Source organism: Bradyrhizobium sp., assembly GCF_016213215.1.
Lineage (GTDB): Bacteria > Pseudomonadota > Alphaproteobacteria > Rhizobiales > Xanthobacteraceae > Bradyrhizobium.
This window is the reverse complement of record NZ_JACRAW010000109.1, coordinates 1-12,464: the sequence shown is the minus strand read 5'-3', so window position 1 is coordinate 12,464 and position 12,464 is coordinate 1. Positions and strand designations below refer to the sequence as shown.

Below are 12,464 nucleotides of genomic sequence, written 5' to 3'. Positions count from 1 at the left end.
CGTGACGGGCCAGAAGATCCAGAGAAGGGCTCTGGATCGTCCGTCGCGGAGAAACTCTAATGGCGAAGTCCGTTCAGAAGATCACGCTCAGTCAGTCCCGGGATATTCCGTTCAACAAGCTGGTGCTGAGCCAGTCCAATGTCCGCCGCATCAAGGCGGGCGTCTCGATCGAGGAGCTCGCGCAGGATATTGCCCGCCGCACGCTCCTTCAGAGCCTCACCGTGCGGCCGGTCCTTGACGACGCCGGCGCGGAAACCGGGATGTTCGAAGTTCCGGCCGGTGGGCGGCGCTATCGGGCCCTTGAGCTTCTGGTCAAGCAGAAGAGGCTGGCACGCAATGCCCCCGTCCCCTGTGTCCTGCGGACCGAAGGTCTCGCCGAGGAGGATTCGCTTGCCGAGAACGTGCAGAGGGCACCGCTCCACCCGCTCGACCAGTTTCGCGCGTTCCGGGATCTGCGCGAGAAAGGTCAGACCGAGGAGGAGATCGCAGCCGTGTTCTTCGTCAGCGTCCAGGTGGTCAAGCAGAGGCTCAAGCTTGCTGCGGTTTCACCACAGCTGCTCGATATCTATGCCGAGGACGGCATGACGCTCGACCAGCTCATGGCGTTCACGGTCAACCCGGACCACGAGCGTCAGGAGCAGGTGTGGGAGGCGGTCCAGCGCTCGCACACGAAGGAGCCGTACTACATTCGGCGCCTCCTGACCGAGGGCGGTGTGCGTGCCTCCGACAAGCGGGCCCAGTTTGTCGGCATTGACGCCTATGAAGCCGCCAGCGGCGCTGTCATGCGGGACCTTTTCCAGCAGGACGATGGCGGCTGGCTGCAAGATCCTGGGCTGCTCGACCGCCTCGTCGCCGAGAAGCTGGAGCGCGCGGCAGATGGCGTTCGTGCCGAGGGCTGGAAATGGATCGAAATGGCCATCGACTTCCCCTACGGTCACACTTTCGGCCTGCGGCATCTTTCCGGTGAACCGATCGCGATGAGCGAAGAGGAGGTTGCCACGGCTGAAGCTCTGCACGCCGAGCAGGAACGTCTCGAGCAGGCCCATGCGGAAGCGGACGAACTTCCGGAAGAGGTCGACCAGCGGCTTGGGGAAATCGAGACGGCGCTCGCCGCGCTTGATGAACGACCGGTCAAGTATGAGCCCGACGAGGTTGCCCGTGCCGGTGTCTTCGTCAGTATCGACGGCTCAGGTGAGCTGCGGATCGAGCGCGGCTATGTCCGGCCTGAAGACGAACCGGCAGTTCCGGAATCCCAACCTGTCACCGACGAGGAGTCGAGCGGTCCTGGGTCGGCCGCCTCTGTGTTGGGACACGGCGCTGAGGTGCAGGCGAGCGCCCCGGTCGCCCAGGATGAGCCTGAGGAAGAGGAGGGCATCAAGCCAATCCCCGATCGCCTGATGATCGAGCTCACGGCGTATCGTACGCTTGCCTTGCGCGATGCGCTGGCTCAGGACCCGGATGTGGCGTTCCTGGCGACACTGCATGCGCTCTGCCTGAAACTCTTTTATCGCTACACGTCCGAGTCCTGTCTCGATATCGACGTGAAAAGCGTCGTCTTCGGCAATCAGGCGCCCGGTCTGAACGATGCCGCGGTCGCCAAAGCTGTCGACGAGAGGCACCGGCGCTGGTCGGAGCATCTGCCACGCGAGTCGACCGAGCTCTGGGACGCACTGCTCGCCTTCGATCCGGACAGCTGCGATGCCCTGTTCGCCCACTGCGTCGCGCTCAGCGTCAACGCGGTCTACGAGCCCTGGAATCGGCGCCCGCGCGCGCTGGCGCTCGCCGACCGCATCGCCGAGACGATCGGGCTTGATGTTGCGGCGGCAGGCTGGTCGCCAACGGTTGAGAATTATTTCGGGCGCGTGACCAAGGCGCGCATCCTGCAAGCCGTGCGGGAGGCCAAGGGCGAGAGCGCAGCTCAACTGATCGAGCACCTGAAGAAAGCCGAGATGGCGGAGCGGGCCCAGGAGCTGCTCGCCGGCTCGGGCTGGCTGCCGGAGCCGTTGCGTACGCCCGGCCGCGCGGTGGTCGCAGCGTCTCGGATGCCCGAAGCCGCCGTGGAGTTGCCGACCGAGCCGATCGGCGAGCAATCGGCGACGGCCGGCTACGAAACGGCCATGGCTGATCCTGAGCTCCCAGCCGAAGATGAGGTGGTTGCGACAGAGCCGCACGCTGTCGCAGCCGAGTAACGAAAGGAGTACGCGCACGCACCCTCGGGCCCGCCGGCGACGGCGGGCCTTGCCCATGTCTGAGGTCGCCATGTCCACGCAAGCGTCTGATCTTGCCCGCCGCCTCGCCGACCAGGCCGAAAGCGTCTGCCGGTATTATCTGTCGAACGGACGGCGCTCGGGCCGTCATTGGATCGTTGGCGACGTTCGAAACACACCAGGGCGGTCCATGTTCGTCCGCCTGAAGAGACCGGTAGCCGGCAAAGGCGCCGCCGGCAAATGGACGGATGCGGCAACCGGCGAGCATGGCGATCTGCTCGACGTCATCCGGGAAAGCTGTGGGCTTGTTGATTTTGCCGATGTCGTTGCCGAAGCTCATCGCTTTCTCAACCTGCCGCGGTCTGAGCTTGAGCCGAAATCTAGCACTCGGATCCCTCCAGCGCCGGTCGGCTCACCGGAATCGGCAAGGCGCCTGTTCGCCATGTCAAAGCCGATTTACCGCACCATCGCCGAAACCTATCTTCGGACGCGCGGCATCACGGCCCTGGGCGAGACGGAGAGCCTTCGCTTCCATCCGCGCTGCTACTACAAGCCGGATAGAGACTTGCCGACCGAGATGTGGCCCGCCTTGATCGCCGCCGTCACCACGCTCAATGGTGTCATCGCCGGCGTTCACCGGACCTGGCTGGATCCTGCCGGTCGCGGCAAGGCGCCGATCGACACGCCACGACGCGCAATGGGCTTTCTACTCGGCAACGCCGTCCGAGTTGGTGTCGTGACCGACGTCATGGCCGCAGGTGAAGGCCTCGAGACGATGCTCTCGCTACGGTGCGTGCTGCCGACGCTTCCGACGGCCGCTGCACTCTCCGCCAACCACCTTGCGGCATTATTGCTCCCGCCAACGCTTCGCCGGCTCTATATCGCGCGCGATGCCGATCCGGCCGGTGATCAGGCCGCAATTGCTTTGACCCAGCGTGCCGTGGCGGCGGGTATCGAGGCGATTGGATTGTCGCCCAGGCTTGGCGACTTCAACGAGGATCTGCGGGCTCTGGGGTTCGATGAGCTTCGCGCGGCCTTGCGCGTTCAACTCGCACCTTGTGATGTCGTTCGCTTCACGCCTTTCCCGACCGTCGAGGCCGGTTGAAGGTGCGATCTCGGCTCCGTCGCGTCCGGTCGCAAGCTGTGGCTTCCGGATAAGAGTCGCGCCCGGGCCTTCTAGAGGGCGATCGGACGGCAGGTGCTGCGGACCGGCAATGGCTGCGATGCGGCTATTTTCCGCCGGCCCTGACACAGAAGCGACAGGTCGCGTCTTCACAAGGCCTTTGCACCGCCAGGCAAAATAGCCGCACCTTCGCCATCCTCCGCTGGCGCTTCGGCCCTCCGCTTTGCTTCGGGTTCTGGTCCGCATCCGCTGCCGTCTGAGTGATCGCCACGAAGGCCGCGATGGGCGCGGCCAATCCGGCAAGGGCCTCAGCCATGACGACCGATCACGACGACTTCGAACCGCCGCACAGCTCATCTCCAACCGATCACGTTCTTGAGGCGCTTCAGCTCTACGGCTACCGCCCCTTCGAGGGCGAACCCGATCCACGGCCGCTGCCCGAAGGCAAGACCATTACGGTCGCGATCGCCGACATCTTCGACGCCGTGATCGCTACTCTGAGCGACACCCGCCTCGAGCCTGATCTTCCAGACCTGCTGTGGTCGGCGGTCAATCTGTTTCACCGAGCGACGAACCGCATCGAACGCGAGCTCGATGCTAACGAGCAGGCCCAGCGCAGGAGCCAGCGCGAGCAGGACGGCTCAGAGGTGCAATCGGTCGAACTCGAGCGCCTCACCGCGCAGGGCATCACGCTCATCGAGCGCCGCGACTGCATGGAGTTCTTCCGTGATCGGGCCATCGAGCACTTCGAGCTTCATACTGGCGCATCCTGGCGACCCCGCGCCGGATCGTTGGTCAACCATCGCACGCTCACCGCGGCCATGATCGACTCCAGAGACTTCCTGGCGGCAAAACGCCGCGCAGAAACCGAGCCGATGTTGCCGCCTGGACCGAAGGTCGCTCTCACTGGTGGGCTCGACTTCAACGACGTCTCGCTCATCTGGGACCGGCTCGACAAGGTGCATGCCAAGCACCCTGACATGGTCCTGCTGCATGGTGGCTCGCCCAAGGGCGCTGAGCTAATCGCCGCCAAATGGGCGACCCACCGCAAGGTGCCGCAAATCGCGTTCAAGCCGAACTGGACCAAACATGCCAAGGCAGCTCCGTTCAAGCGCAACGACGCCATGCTCGAAACGCTGCCGATCGGCGTCATGGTGTTTCCCGGCACCGGCATCCAGGCCAACCTCGCCGACAAGGCGAAGCGGCTCGGCATTCCCGTCTGGAACTTCGGCGGCGCTTAAGGCGCCGTCTTTCTCACGACGGAATCGACCAAAGCTGCATTTCTGCTCGGTTGCTCGACAGAGAGTCGCTCGTCAGTAGGAGGCCACTACGAGTGGCCGCATTTTCTCGTCGCTCCGTCGTCGAGTTTCGGCTATGTTTCAATCAGCGCCGCGGTGGTGGTGGAAGGCGCGACCGTCACATCTGTTGAACGGAGCCACCACCATGCTCGCCCTTGGACTCGTCCTCAATGCTGTTGGGATCGGCCTATTCTGCTGGCTGATCTTCGCGCTCGCGGTATATGCCTTTCCCTTCTTCGTTGGGGTCAATGTTGGCATCGCGGCGTTCTATGGTGGCGCGGGAGTCGCAGGTGCACTGCTCGCCGGCATTGCCTCTGCCGCGCTGACGCTCGCGGCCGGTCAGTTTGCTTTCGTCACCATTAGGCCGCTGATCTTGCGTGTCGCCGTTGCGGCAGCCTTCGCGGTGCCGGCGGGGATTGCGGGGTACCACGTGATGTTTGCATTTTCGCAGGTCGGTGTGCCGTCCCTGTTGTGGCGTGAGATCCTGGCCTGGATCGGCGCAGTCGCCATTGGATTTACGGCATGGACACGAATCAGCCTGTTCGCACAACGACGTCCGGAGCTCGGCAGGGCGGCTCGACATCTGTCGCAGTCACTTCTGACGACCGCGACACGCGAGCGATAATTCCTTCGCTTCCGCGTCGATTTGCTTTTCCGTTTTGGACGCGGCGGGCGCTCGCTCTTGAGATTCATGGTCGGGAAATGGGACCTCGCGGAGCGGTCGACTGATGCGATGCCCACCTCATTAGGAGCTGTGAGTAGCGGCGGAGGAGGGAGATCTCGGTCGCAGTTTTCTCAAGACGACATGCCGCCGTTTCCCGCAGGTTGCTTCTTTCTCCACGCTGGACGCTGCCAACCTGTTGCATAGGTGAACCGACGTCCGCCACGACTTCTCCTGAAAGATGCTCGGTGCGCGAGCACCTGGCCTCTTGATGGCTTGATCTGGCCGAAGACCGGCTGCGCCTCGATCGTCTGAGCCGCAACGCCTACGGTCGCGACTTTCTTCCCCTGGGCTGACGCCCATTCCTCGCGAGGCAAGAAAGTCGCTGCTTCGGCGTCCTCCGCTGCGCTTCGGCCCGCAAGCGGGTGCGTCACCGATCGTCTTCGGCCGAGAGGCGCCATCGAGGCCGCGGTGGTCGCGGCTCGAACAACTCAAGGAGAAGTAAAATGGCTACCATCGGTTCCTTCAAGAAGGTCGGCAACGATTACCAGGGCGAGATCGTCACGCTCAGCCTGCAGGCCAAAGGCGTCCGCATTGTCGCCGAGCAGACCCGCACCAGCGAGAACGCTCCCAGCCACCGCATCTACGTCGGACGAGCCGAGATCGGGGCAGCCTGGTCCAAGCGCTCAGAGGAGGGCCGCGACTACCTGTCGCTGAAGCTCGACGATCCCTCGTTCACCGCGCCGATCTACGCGAACCTGTTCGACGATGAAGGCGGCGAAGGCTACACGCTGCTCTGGTCACGGCCGCGCAAGAACGGCGACTGAGGCTTAGCGCCGACAAGCCCCGCCCGATCGCTCGGGCGGGGTTTTCGCATGACCAAGGCCGACGAAGAAGCGAGCAAGAGCTCAGCCAACTTACGCAATCCCGCATCGCGTATTACGAATTCCTTCTCTTACCGGCCGGTCGTCCAACGCGGTCGAAAGATATGCGTCCACTGCGGCGTTAGCCGATCGTCAAATTGCGACCAGATTTCTGATGCAAAATCCTTGCTCTCAAATAAGGATCAACTCCGCATCTTTTTGTCGCCGGAGGGACGCGTCAAAAGATCAGCTGCCTCGACGCCGAGAACTCGAGCCAAGCTGTCGACAACGTCTATGCCAGCAGCGTAACGGCATCTTTCAAGCGAACTGATGTAGGTTCGGTCGATCTTGGCGCGATGTGCAAGCTCTTCCTGCGACAAGCGACGTGCCCGTCGGAGTCGTTTCAAGTTCGCTGCCAGTACCTCTCGAATGTCCATGTTCGAGAGGGCAACGTGTTGAAGAGTATTCCACCACGGAGTATTCTCGACAAATCGGGGATTGCAGGTCGATGGATTCAACTTGCGAACAGATATTTAACGTTCGAGCAAACAATCCTGTAGATCGTACCGCGGGGGCCGTACGAAGGTCGTTGAGGCGCGGATAGACTTCCAGGGCAGGGCAGGAGCTTCATGCAGTCACCGCCACTCGATCCCGAAATTGCAGATCTCGCGCCCAATGAGCCGGCGTTGACGGCTTACGACGAGGAGCACGCCGTCACCTACATGCGTCTTCTCGATGCGGAAGCAGCCAATGCTGATTGGCGCGAAGCCGCGCGCCTCATCCTGCACATCGATGCCAGTGTTGAACCGGATCGCGCGCGCCGCGCTTTCGATAGCCATCTTGCACGCGCCAAATGGATGACCAGCCAGGGCTATAAGCTTTTGCTGCGGCGCGGCCCCAGCGATCCCCAGCCGCGAAGCTGAACAAGCTGAATTCAAACTGAAAGAATCGCGATGCTCTGCTCATTGTTTGATCGCAGCGGCGATCGGAGAATTGAGCGGACATTATGTCGCAACCACAAATAGTCACAATTATCAACTGCAATTCCGTCGTGGGGGCGCAATGGGGAGGCAGTAAAGTGTCGGTGTTTGATTGGCGATCACCTGAATCCTACGCTCGTTTGGAAACGGCCGAGGCTCCTGATTTCGCCTGGGAGTTGCTCCGCCGCAACGCGGATTACCGTAAAGAATATCGTGCGCTCGCCAGCAGAAAGTTCGCGCTTTCGGCATTGGACGAATTTCGACTTCGCTGGGGGGTATGCTTTCGCGGCTGATCCGCAGAAAGCGTTCTACGCACAGACGATCTTCTGGGCGCCGGAGATGCTACCGAGCGTACTGAAGCTCGACAGCACGGCAGCCGTTCCATCACTCGGTCGGCCGCACAATCTCGACCTGCGCCGGCTATCGCGTGAGGAGCTTCGACACGCCCCTGACGGATGGCATGTGGTAACGCGCATGGGTGGTGCGACGCATCGCTTTTGGCTGGACAAACTCCCGGCCGACGGAAGATCGCTTATCCTCCATCTACCGCTCGACGCCGATTTTGATCTGCGCGCACACGCCGCGCATCGATTCTGGTCGGCCCTCGAAAAGCGACCCGTCGCACCTTCACGACCCGTGCTGTCCCTGGAACGCTGCCAGCGGCTCACGCTCGCTCTGCGGGCGCTGGACGGACGAACCGAGGGAAACAGCTACCGCACCATTGCCGAGGTCCTGTTCGGCAGCCGGCGGATTCCCGAACGATCTTGGAAGACTCATGATCTGCGCAGCCGCACCATCCGCCTGGTCCAATCCGGGCTGTCCCTGATGCGGGGCGGATATCGCGCGCTCCTGCGCCGCGGCTACCGCGAGCATTAGGACGCGGACGTATTGACGCGAAGCCATAGCACTGATCGAAGCGAGCTGAACGAAAGCAAGGTAGTCGCTGCCAGCACGCCCCTGACCAGGCCCCGGTTCGTCGCTCATGGGCAGAAGCGGACATCAACCGGCCGACAGTCCCCGGGGAAACCGTCGAAAATGACCCGTTGCGAACTTTCCAATCTCAACCGTTCTTGGGCACTCTCCGCACCCAGGTGCGGGCAAGCATCACTGGCTTGAAACCCAAACGAGCGTATAGGTGCTTGGGTTGTTCGGTGGCGAGCGCTCCAAGAAAAATGGTGTGGCAGCCACCAGCGCGCAGGCGCTCGGTGAATGCGGTTATGATGCTACTCGCGATGCCCCGACGCCGCGCAGATTGCAGTGTGAACAGATCCTCGATCATGCCGACGCCATTCGGCGCAGCAGCGTGGGCGCCGTACGCGACCGGAACACCGTTCTGCGCCGCAAGATGGAAATGATACGTGCCGCTCTTGGCGCGATAGCCGGCCACGATGCCGGCACTAACCTCGGGCGGCACGAGAGTGTTGCTAGTGCGCCGGCCCTCGGCATGATCGGCGAGGACGAGTTGTAGCAACATCTGCCAATCAGCATCGCTAGTGACAGGCCGCAGCTCGACTTCTGTATCCCGATTGGCGAGGTCGCCTTGTAAGGCCATCTGGATGGTGACGGGACGTTCTTCGAAATCATCGAGGGCAAGGCGGGCGAGAAACGCATCGGGTGTGAAGCAATCGGTATGGATCACGCGCCAGGGAGTGTGATCGAGATGTCGATCCATAGCCGCAAAAACCGCGTCAATCTCGGCGTCGGTCCGAGCGGTGACCTCGTCGGCATGATTAGAATCCCACACATCCGGGTGTGCCGGATCGGCGACAATGTGGCAAGCCGGCCCCATGATCTGCGCGTTTCCGAGCCGACGCTGCCACCGGTAAGCTTCGGCGATCCTCTGAGCCAGATCGGCGGTCATAATTTGTGTCCCAAGATCGGATGAATGTTCCGTCTAAGGCATTCGGCCTCGAAAGTCAGCAGTTGGCCTGAGCCGAACCATCCATTGCGAGCCGAAATGTCTGCTATGGACCGTAGACCGGACGAAGAGGCGCGCTGGCCTCGACCGCCGCTTGTGACCCGCTCCGGACGAAGACGAACACTCCTAATCGTTGGCCCGCCGGACCTTATGAGCCGCCAAAGCGGGCACGAGAGCCCCTAACAGAATCACTCCGAACCCTAGATCTATCGAAACATCCGCGACATTGAAAACCCAGACGAACCGAAGTTTCGATGCATCGAATAGATCAACGACGGCCCCCAATCGAACGCGATCGATGGCATTTCCAAACGCTCCCGCGCTGATGAAGGCAAACCCAAGAGCGTTCAAGATCGACGTTGATCGGCGCAACGCAAATACCAGCGAAATTGCCGCCGCGGCTAGACTTAAAGCAGCGAGCGCCCAACGTGAAAACTCGCCGTAGTCAGGGATCAGTCCAAATGCGTTGCTCCTATTCAACAGGAGTGTGAGGTCAACGGGGCCTGGCAATTTGATGGTCGTGCCAACAGCGCCCAACGCTTGAAGCGCCCAATGCTTTGTAAGCTGATCGAGACACAGCATTAGAAATGCAGTGGTTAAAGCAATGGTGCCCACGGTCAGACGGCTATTCAGAACCAGATCCTCGTTTCGGGGGCGGACGCATCCCCGGGAGCCTTGTACCAGATGATACTGAAGAAACGATACCGGCAATGTCGGCTGTTGGCCCATCGCGACATTTGCTGCGGTTGCACAAGGGCGGTCGGTATCGCGGCAAAGTGGAGATCACCGATGCTTCATGAGTACGCGCCCTAATCCGCGTTCAGCTTGCCTCACGCAGGCCGGGGTATCGAAATTCGACCCCTCTCAAATCGGCATCCCCCTTCGCGCATTCGCTTCGCCATTGTGACCGCCAGCACGCGAACAGCGCCTTCCTCGGCGCCGTGCTCTCGGAGGTTCTCAAATGGCCGATCCCCTGGCGGGCTTGCCGCCGCGATACCTGCGCACGCCCGAGGCGGCCCGCTTTTTGGGCCTATCCGGTCGTACGCTCGAAAAGCACCGCACCTATGGCACCGGGCCGACCTATCACAAGCTCGGTGGCCGCGTTGTCTATGCCCTCGATGACCTGAAGGCGTGGGTCGATCGCGGCACCAAAAAATCAACAACCGATCCCGGCACCGGGATCGTGCTGCCTGCCAAACGCCAGCCGCCCATTCCCTATGCGGGCAAGGAGCGGCGCTGACGATGTTGGACCGCAACTCCACCAGCCGCTCCCGAGCTGCTGCGTGCCAGTTCAGATCGGCCTGCCTTTCGCTCCTCCCGGCGATCTCGTTCCACTCTGGAGCACCAACATGAACGACCTCACCACCGTCGAGCTCTTGTGGCTTGAGAAGCGCATCGAGAACCGGATCCGGTTCGGTCAGCCCGTCTCGGAAAAGATCATCGATCGTCATCGCCGCGCTCTTTCGTTTCAGCCCGGCAGCGTGTTTGCGTTCGTCCGCTGGACCTCCAATGACTTTGGCACCGTTCTGTCGCGCATCGATATTTTGCGCGCTCCAGCGCCTGGACAGCCGTACTCGACCGTTCCCTGGGTCAATCCCGGCGGCGAGAGCGTGCTGCGATTGTCTGGCTGGCCGAAAGTGGAGCGCGTCCTTCAGTTGATCGACGCAATGGAGGCCCTTGGCATCAACCCCGCCGAGGCTGCGCCCGAATATTGGCATCACGTCCACAATCGTCTGTCCGTGAACGAAAACCCAAGAAACTACACCCGTGGCCGTCACCAGGCGTGGCTCCATCGTCGAAGGCTGACCCTATGACCGGTCGCTTTGCAAGCCTCACTGTCACTTGCACGGCGGCGGCGCTGACCCTGTCAGTGATCGAAGGCGCCTCGCCACATTACATCTGGAATGCCTCCGAGAGCGTGCCGCTCGGTCTGTATCGTTTGCAGCCGATTGAACATCTGATGGTCACCGACCTGGTGGTCGTCCGCCCGCCCGCGCCGCTTTCGAGCTTCCTCGATTCGAGCGGGTATCTGCCGACCGGCCTTCCTATGCTCAAGCGTGTGCTGGCGCTGCCGGGACAAACCATCTGCAGAACCGGCTTCACGATCTCGGTCGACAACATCGAAATTGGGCAGGCCAAAGAGCGCGATCACCGTGATCGGCTGCTGCCGGCCTGGCAGGGCTGCCGCGTTCTCGCCTCAGACGAAATCTTCGTCATGAATTGGCAGTCGGCGGACTCGCTCGACGGCCGCTATTTTGGTCCAATCTCAGCATCAGCGGTCATTGGGAAAGCCGTTCCGGTATGGACGGAGGAGGATTGATCTTGCCCGTTCTCCGCTGTTCCTCCATCCCGGCCATGCTCGAGAAAGCCACTACATCCGCAAACGGTCCGGATTGGCGTCAAGTCCGGCGCGACCGTGGATCGCCTTGCCCGGCAGATAACCCGGTACGCAAACGGCGGCGAGCAAGCGCATGATTCCTGGCGGTCTGGCTGACGCTCCAGCTGCCGTGGACCGCCACAGCCCAGACCGCAGCGGGTGAGCAGATTACGCTGTCGTCCATCTCCCTCCCGGTCGCCTCCTATGCATCATTCGTGACCGAAGCGTCCGATCGGTTTGCAATCCCGGAGCAGTGGATCTGTGCCGTGATCAGCGCCGAAAGCGCCGGCAACGCGCGAGCAATCTCGCCACGGGGAGCGCTCGGGCTGATGCAAATCATGCCCGCGAGCTGGGTCGAATCGAGCGTCCGGTACGATCTCGGCCTCGATCCGTTTGATCCGCACGACAACATCATCGCAGGCTCGGCGTACCTGCGTGAGTTACTCGACCGCTTCGGACCGGAGGGCTTTCTTGCCGCCTACAATGCAGGTGCCCGGCGGTACCAGCAGCATTTGGCGACGGGCCAGCCGCTTCCCGGCGAAACGCAAATTTACCTCGCAATGCTAGCGCCGCTGCTTGGGAACGCGCATCGCGAACTCACCCGTCTAGGCATCAGACCTGCAACTGCATGGCAGCACGGACACCTTTTCGTTAGGCGCTCGGTTAGCGCATCTAGCGACAATTGGTCGGCGCTATCTGCGCACCAGATGGAATCCTCGATCCGGCCGTCAGCACACGATGCGTCTGCGATCACGCCGCGCGCGACCGGGCTGTTTGTGCGGCGAGCCAGCCAGGAAGTTTCCCGATGAGTGCAATCCCATTCCGTCGAGCGGTGTCGGGAAATGGCGTGCGTTCGAGAGCAATGAGCGGAGTGCAGGGAGCAAGCGACCGGAGATGGCTCTTCTTATCGGGCTCCGAGAAAGCGGTGCACGGGGATAGCCGCCTGGTGGCCGAATCCGGAGCCCGGTGCAACGACTTAGGCAGTCGTTGCCACACAGGAGAGCTCCGATGACATATTTTGTGGGATTGGACGTCGG

15 protein-coding genes are annotated in these 12,464 nt (G+C 61.9%); 12 read left to right on the top strand and 3 right to left on the bottom strand.

All coding sequences use genetic code 11. The features are described from left to right. Window positions 1-59: 59 nt before the first annotated feature. From HY852_RS18870 to HY852_RS18850, 5 genes are all read left to right on the top strand, one after another. Window positions 60-2,189, top strand: a complete 2,130-nt coding sequence (locus HY852_RS18870) for a ParB/RepB/Spo0J family partition protein (RefSeq protein WP_291606307.1) — start codon at window positions 60-62, stop codon at window positions 2,187-2,189. Window positions 2,190-2,259: 70 nt separating this feature from the next. After that, window positions 2,260-3,312: a toprim domain-containing protein gene (locus HY852_RS18865; RefSeq protein WP_291606306.1), complete on the top strand. Its 1,053-nt coding sequence runs from the start codon at window positions 2,260-2,262 to the stop codon at window positions 3,310-3,312. A gap of 332 nt (window positions 3,313-3,644) precedes the next feature. Next, window positions 3,645-4,571 carry a DUF2493 domain-containing protein gene (locus HY852_RS18860; protein ID WP_291606305.1) on the top strand — a complete coding sequence of 309 codons (927 nt, stop codon included), beginning with the start codon at window positions 3,645-3,647 and terminating at the stop codon, window positions 4,569-4,571. Between the two features lie 202 nt (window positions 4,572-4,773). Then, a complete protein-coding gene (locus HY852_RS18855) occupies window positions 4,774-5,253 on the top strand; it encodes a hypothetical protein (protein ID WP_291606304.1) in 480 nt (159 codons plus the stop codon). Window positions 5,254-5,795: 542 nt separating this feature from the next. Continuing rightward, the gene (locus HY852_RS18850; protein ID WP_291606303.1) at window positions 5,796-6,116 is read left to right on the top strand and encodes a DUF736 domain-containing protein; all 321 of its coding nucleotides are present in this window, start codon (window positions 5,796-5,798) and stop codon (window positions 6,114-6,116) included. Between the two features lie 239 nt (window positions 6,117-6,355). Here the strand turns inward: HY852_RS18850 and HY852_RS18845 are convergent, their stop codons facing one another. Then, window positions 6,356-6,589, bottom strand: coding sequence for a helix-turn-helix transcriptional regulator (locus HY852_RS18845; protein ID WP_291606302.1), 234 nt, complete (start codon window positions 6,587-6,589; stop codon window positions 6,356-6,358). Between the two features lie 192 nt (window positions 6,590-6,781). Here HY852_RS18845 and HY852_RS18840 point away from each other — a divergent pair, with 192 nt between their 5' ends. The 3 genes from HY852_RS18840 (at window position 6,782) to HY852_RS18830 (ending at window position 8,008) form a co-directional block, all read left to right on the top strand. Then, window positions 6,782-7,075, top strand: a complete 294-nt coding sequence (locus tag HY852_RS18840) for a DUF2285 domain-containing protein (RefSeq protein ID WP_291606301.1) — start codon at window positions 6,782-6,784, stop codon at window positions 7,073-7,075. Between the two features lie 83 nt (window positions 7,076-7,158). Continuing rightward, the gene (locus HY852_RS18835) at window positions 7,159-7,425 is read left to right on the top strand and encodes a DUF6499 domain-containing protein (RefSeq protein WP_291606300.1); all 267 of its coding nucleotides are present in this window, start codon (window positions 7,159-7,161) and stop codon (window positions 7,423-7,425) included. Beyond that, on the top strand, window positions 7,346-8,008 hold the full coding sequence (locus HY852_RS18830) for a DUF2285 domain-containing protein (protein WP_291606299.1): 663 nt from the start codon (window positions 7,346-7,348) through the stop codon (window positions 8,006-8,008). The genes HY852_RS18835 and HY852_RS18830 overlap by 80 nt, the downstream gene beginning before the upstream one ends. A gap of 184 nt (window positions 8,009-8,192) precedes the next feature. On the opposite strand, the gene HY852_RS18825 is transcribed toward HY852_RS18830, so the two are convergent. Both HY852_RS18825 and lspA read right to left on the bottom strand, forming a co-directional pair. Beyond that, window positions 8,193-8,993, bottom strand: a complete 801-nt coding sequence (locus tag HY852_RS18825; RefSeq protein ID WP_291606298.1) for a GNAT family N-acetyltransferase — start codon at window positions 8,991-8,993, stop codon at window positions 8,193-8,195. A 183-nt stretch (window positions 8,994-9,176) separates the two neighbouring features. After that, complete coding sequence (lspA, locus tag HY852_RS18820) at window positions 9,177-9,779, bottom strand: signal peptidase II (protein WP_291606297.1); 603 nt, start codon at window positions 9,777-9,779, stop codon at window positions 9,177-9,179. A gap of 232 nt (window positions 9,780-10,011) precedes the next feature. On the opposite strand from lspA, the gene HY852_RS18815 reads away from it, so the two are divergent. The 4 genes from HY852_RS18815 (at window position 10,012) to HY852_RS18800 (ending at window position 12,236) form a co-directional block, all read left to right on the top strand. Next, window positions 10,012-10,290, top strand: coding sequence for a helix-turn-helix domain-containing protein (locus HY852_RS18815; protein WP_291606296.1), 279 nt, complete (start codon window positions 10,012-10,014; stop codon window positions 10,288-10,290). A gap of 109 nt (window positions 10,291-10,399) precedes the next feature. Beyond that, window positions 10,400-10,864 carry a DUF2840 domain-containing protein gene (locus tag HY852_RS18810; RefSeq protein ID WP_291606295.1) on the top strand — a complete coding sequence of 155 codons (465 nt, stop codon included), beginning with the start codon at window positions 10,400-10,402 and terminating at the stop codon, window positions 10,862-10,864. Continuing rightward, window positions 10,861-11,370 carry a S26 family signal peptidase gene (locus tag HY852_RS18805; protein WP_291606294.1) on the top strand — a complete coding sequence of 170 codons (510 nt, stop codon included), beginning with the start codon at window positions 10,861-10,863 and terminating at the stop codon, window positions 11,368-11,370. The genes HY852_RS18810 and HY852_RS18805 overlap by 4 nt, the downstream gene beginning before the upstream one ends. A 272-nt stretch (window positions 11,371-11,642) precedes the next feature. Then, window positions 11,643-12,236 (top strand): lytic transglycosylase domain-containing protein, encoded by a 594-nt coding sequence (locus HY852_RS18800; protein WP_291606293.1) that lies wholly within the window; start codon window positions 11,643-11,645, stop codon window positions 12,234-12,236. Window positions 12,237-12,464: the final 228 nt, after the last annotated feature.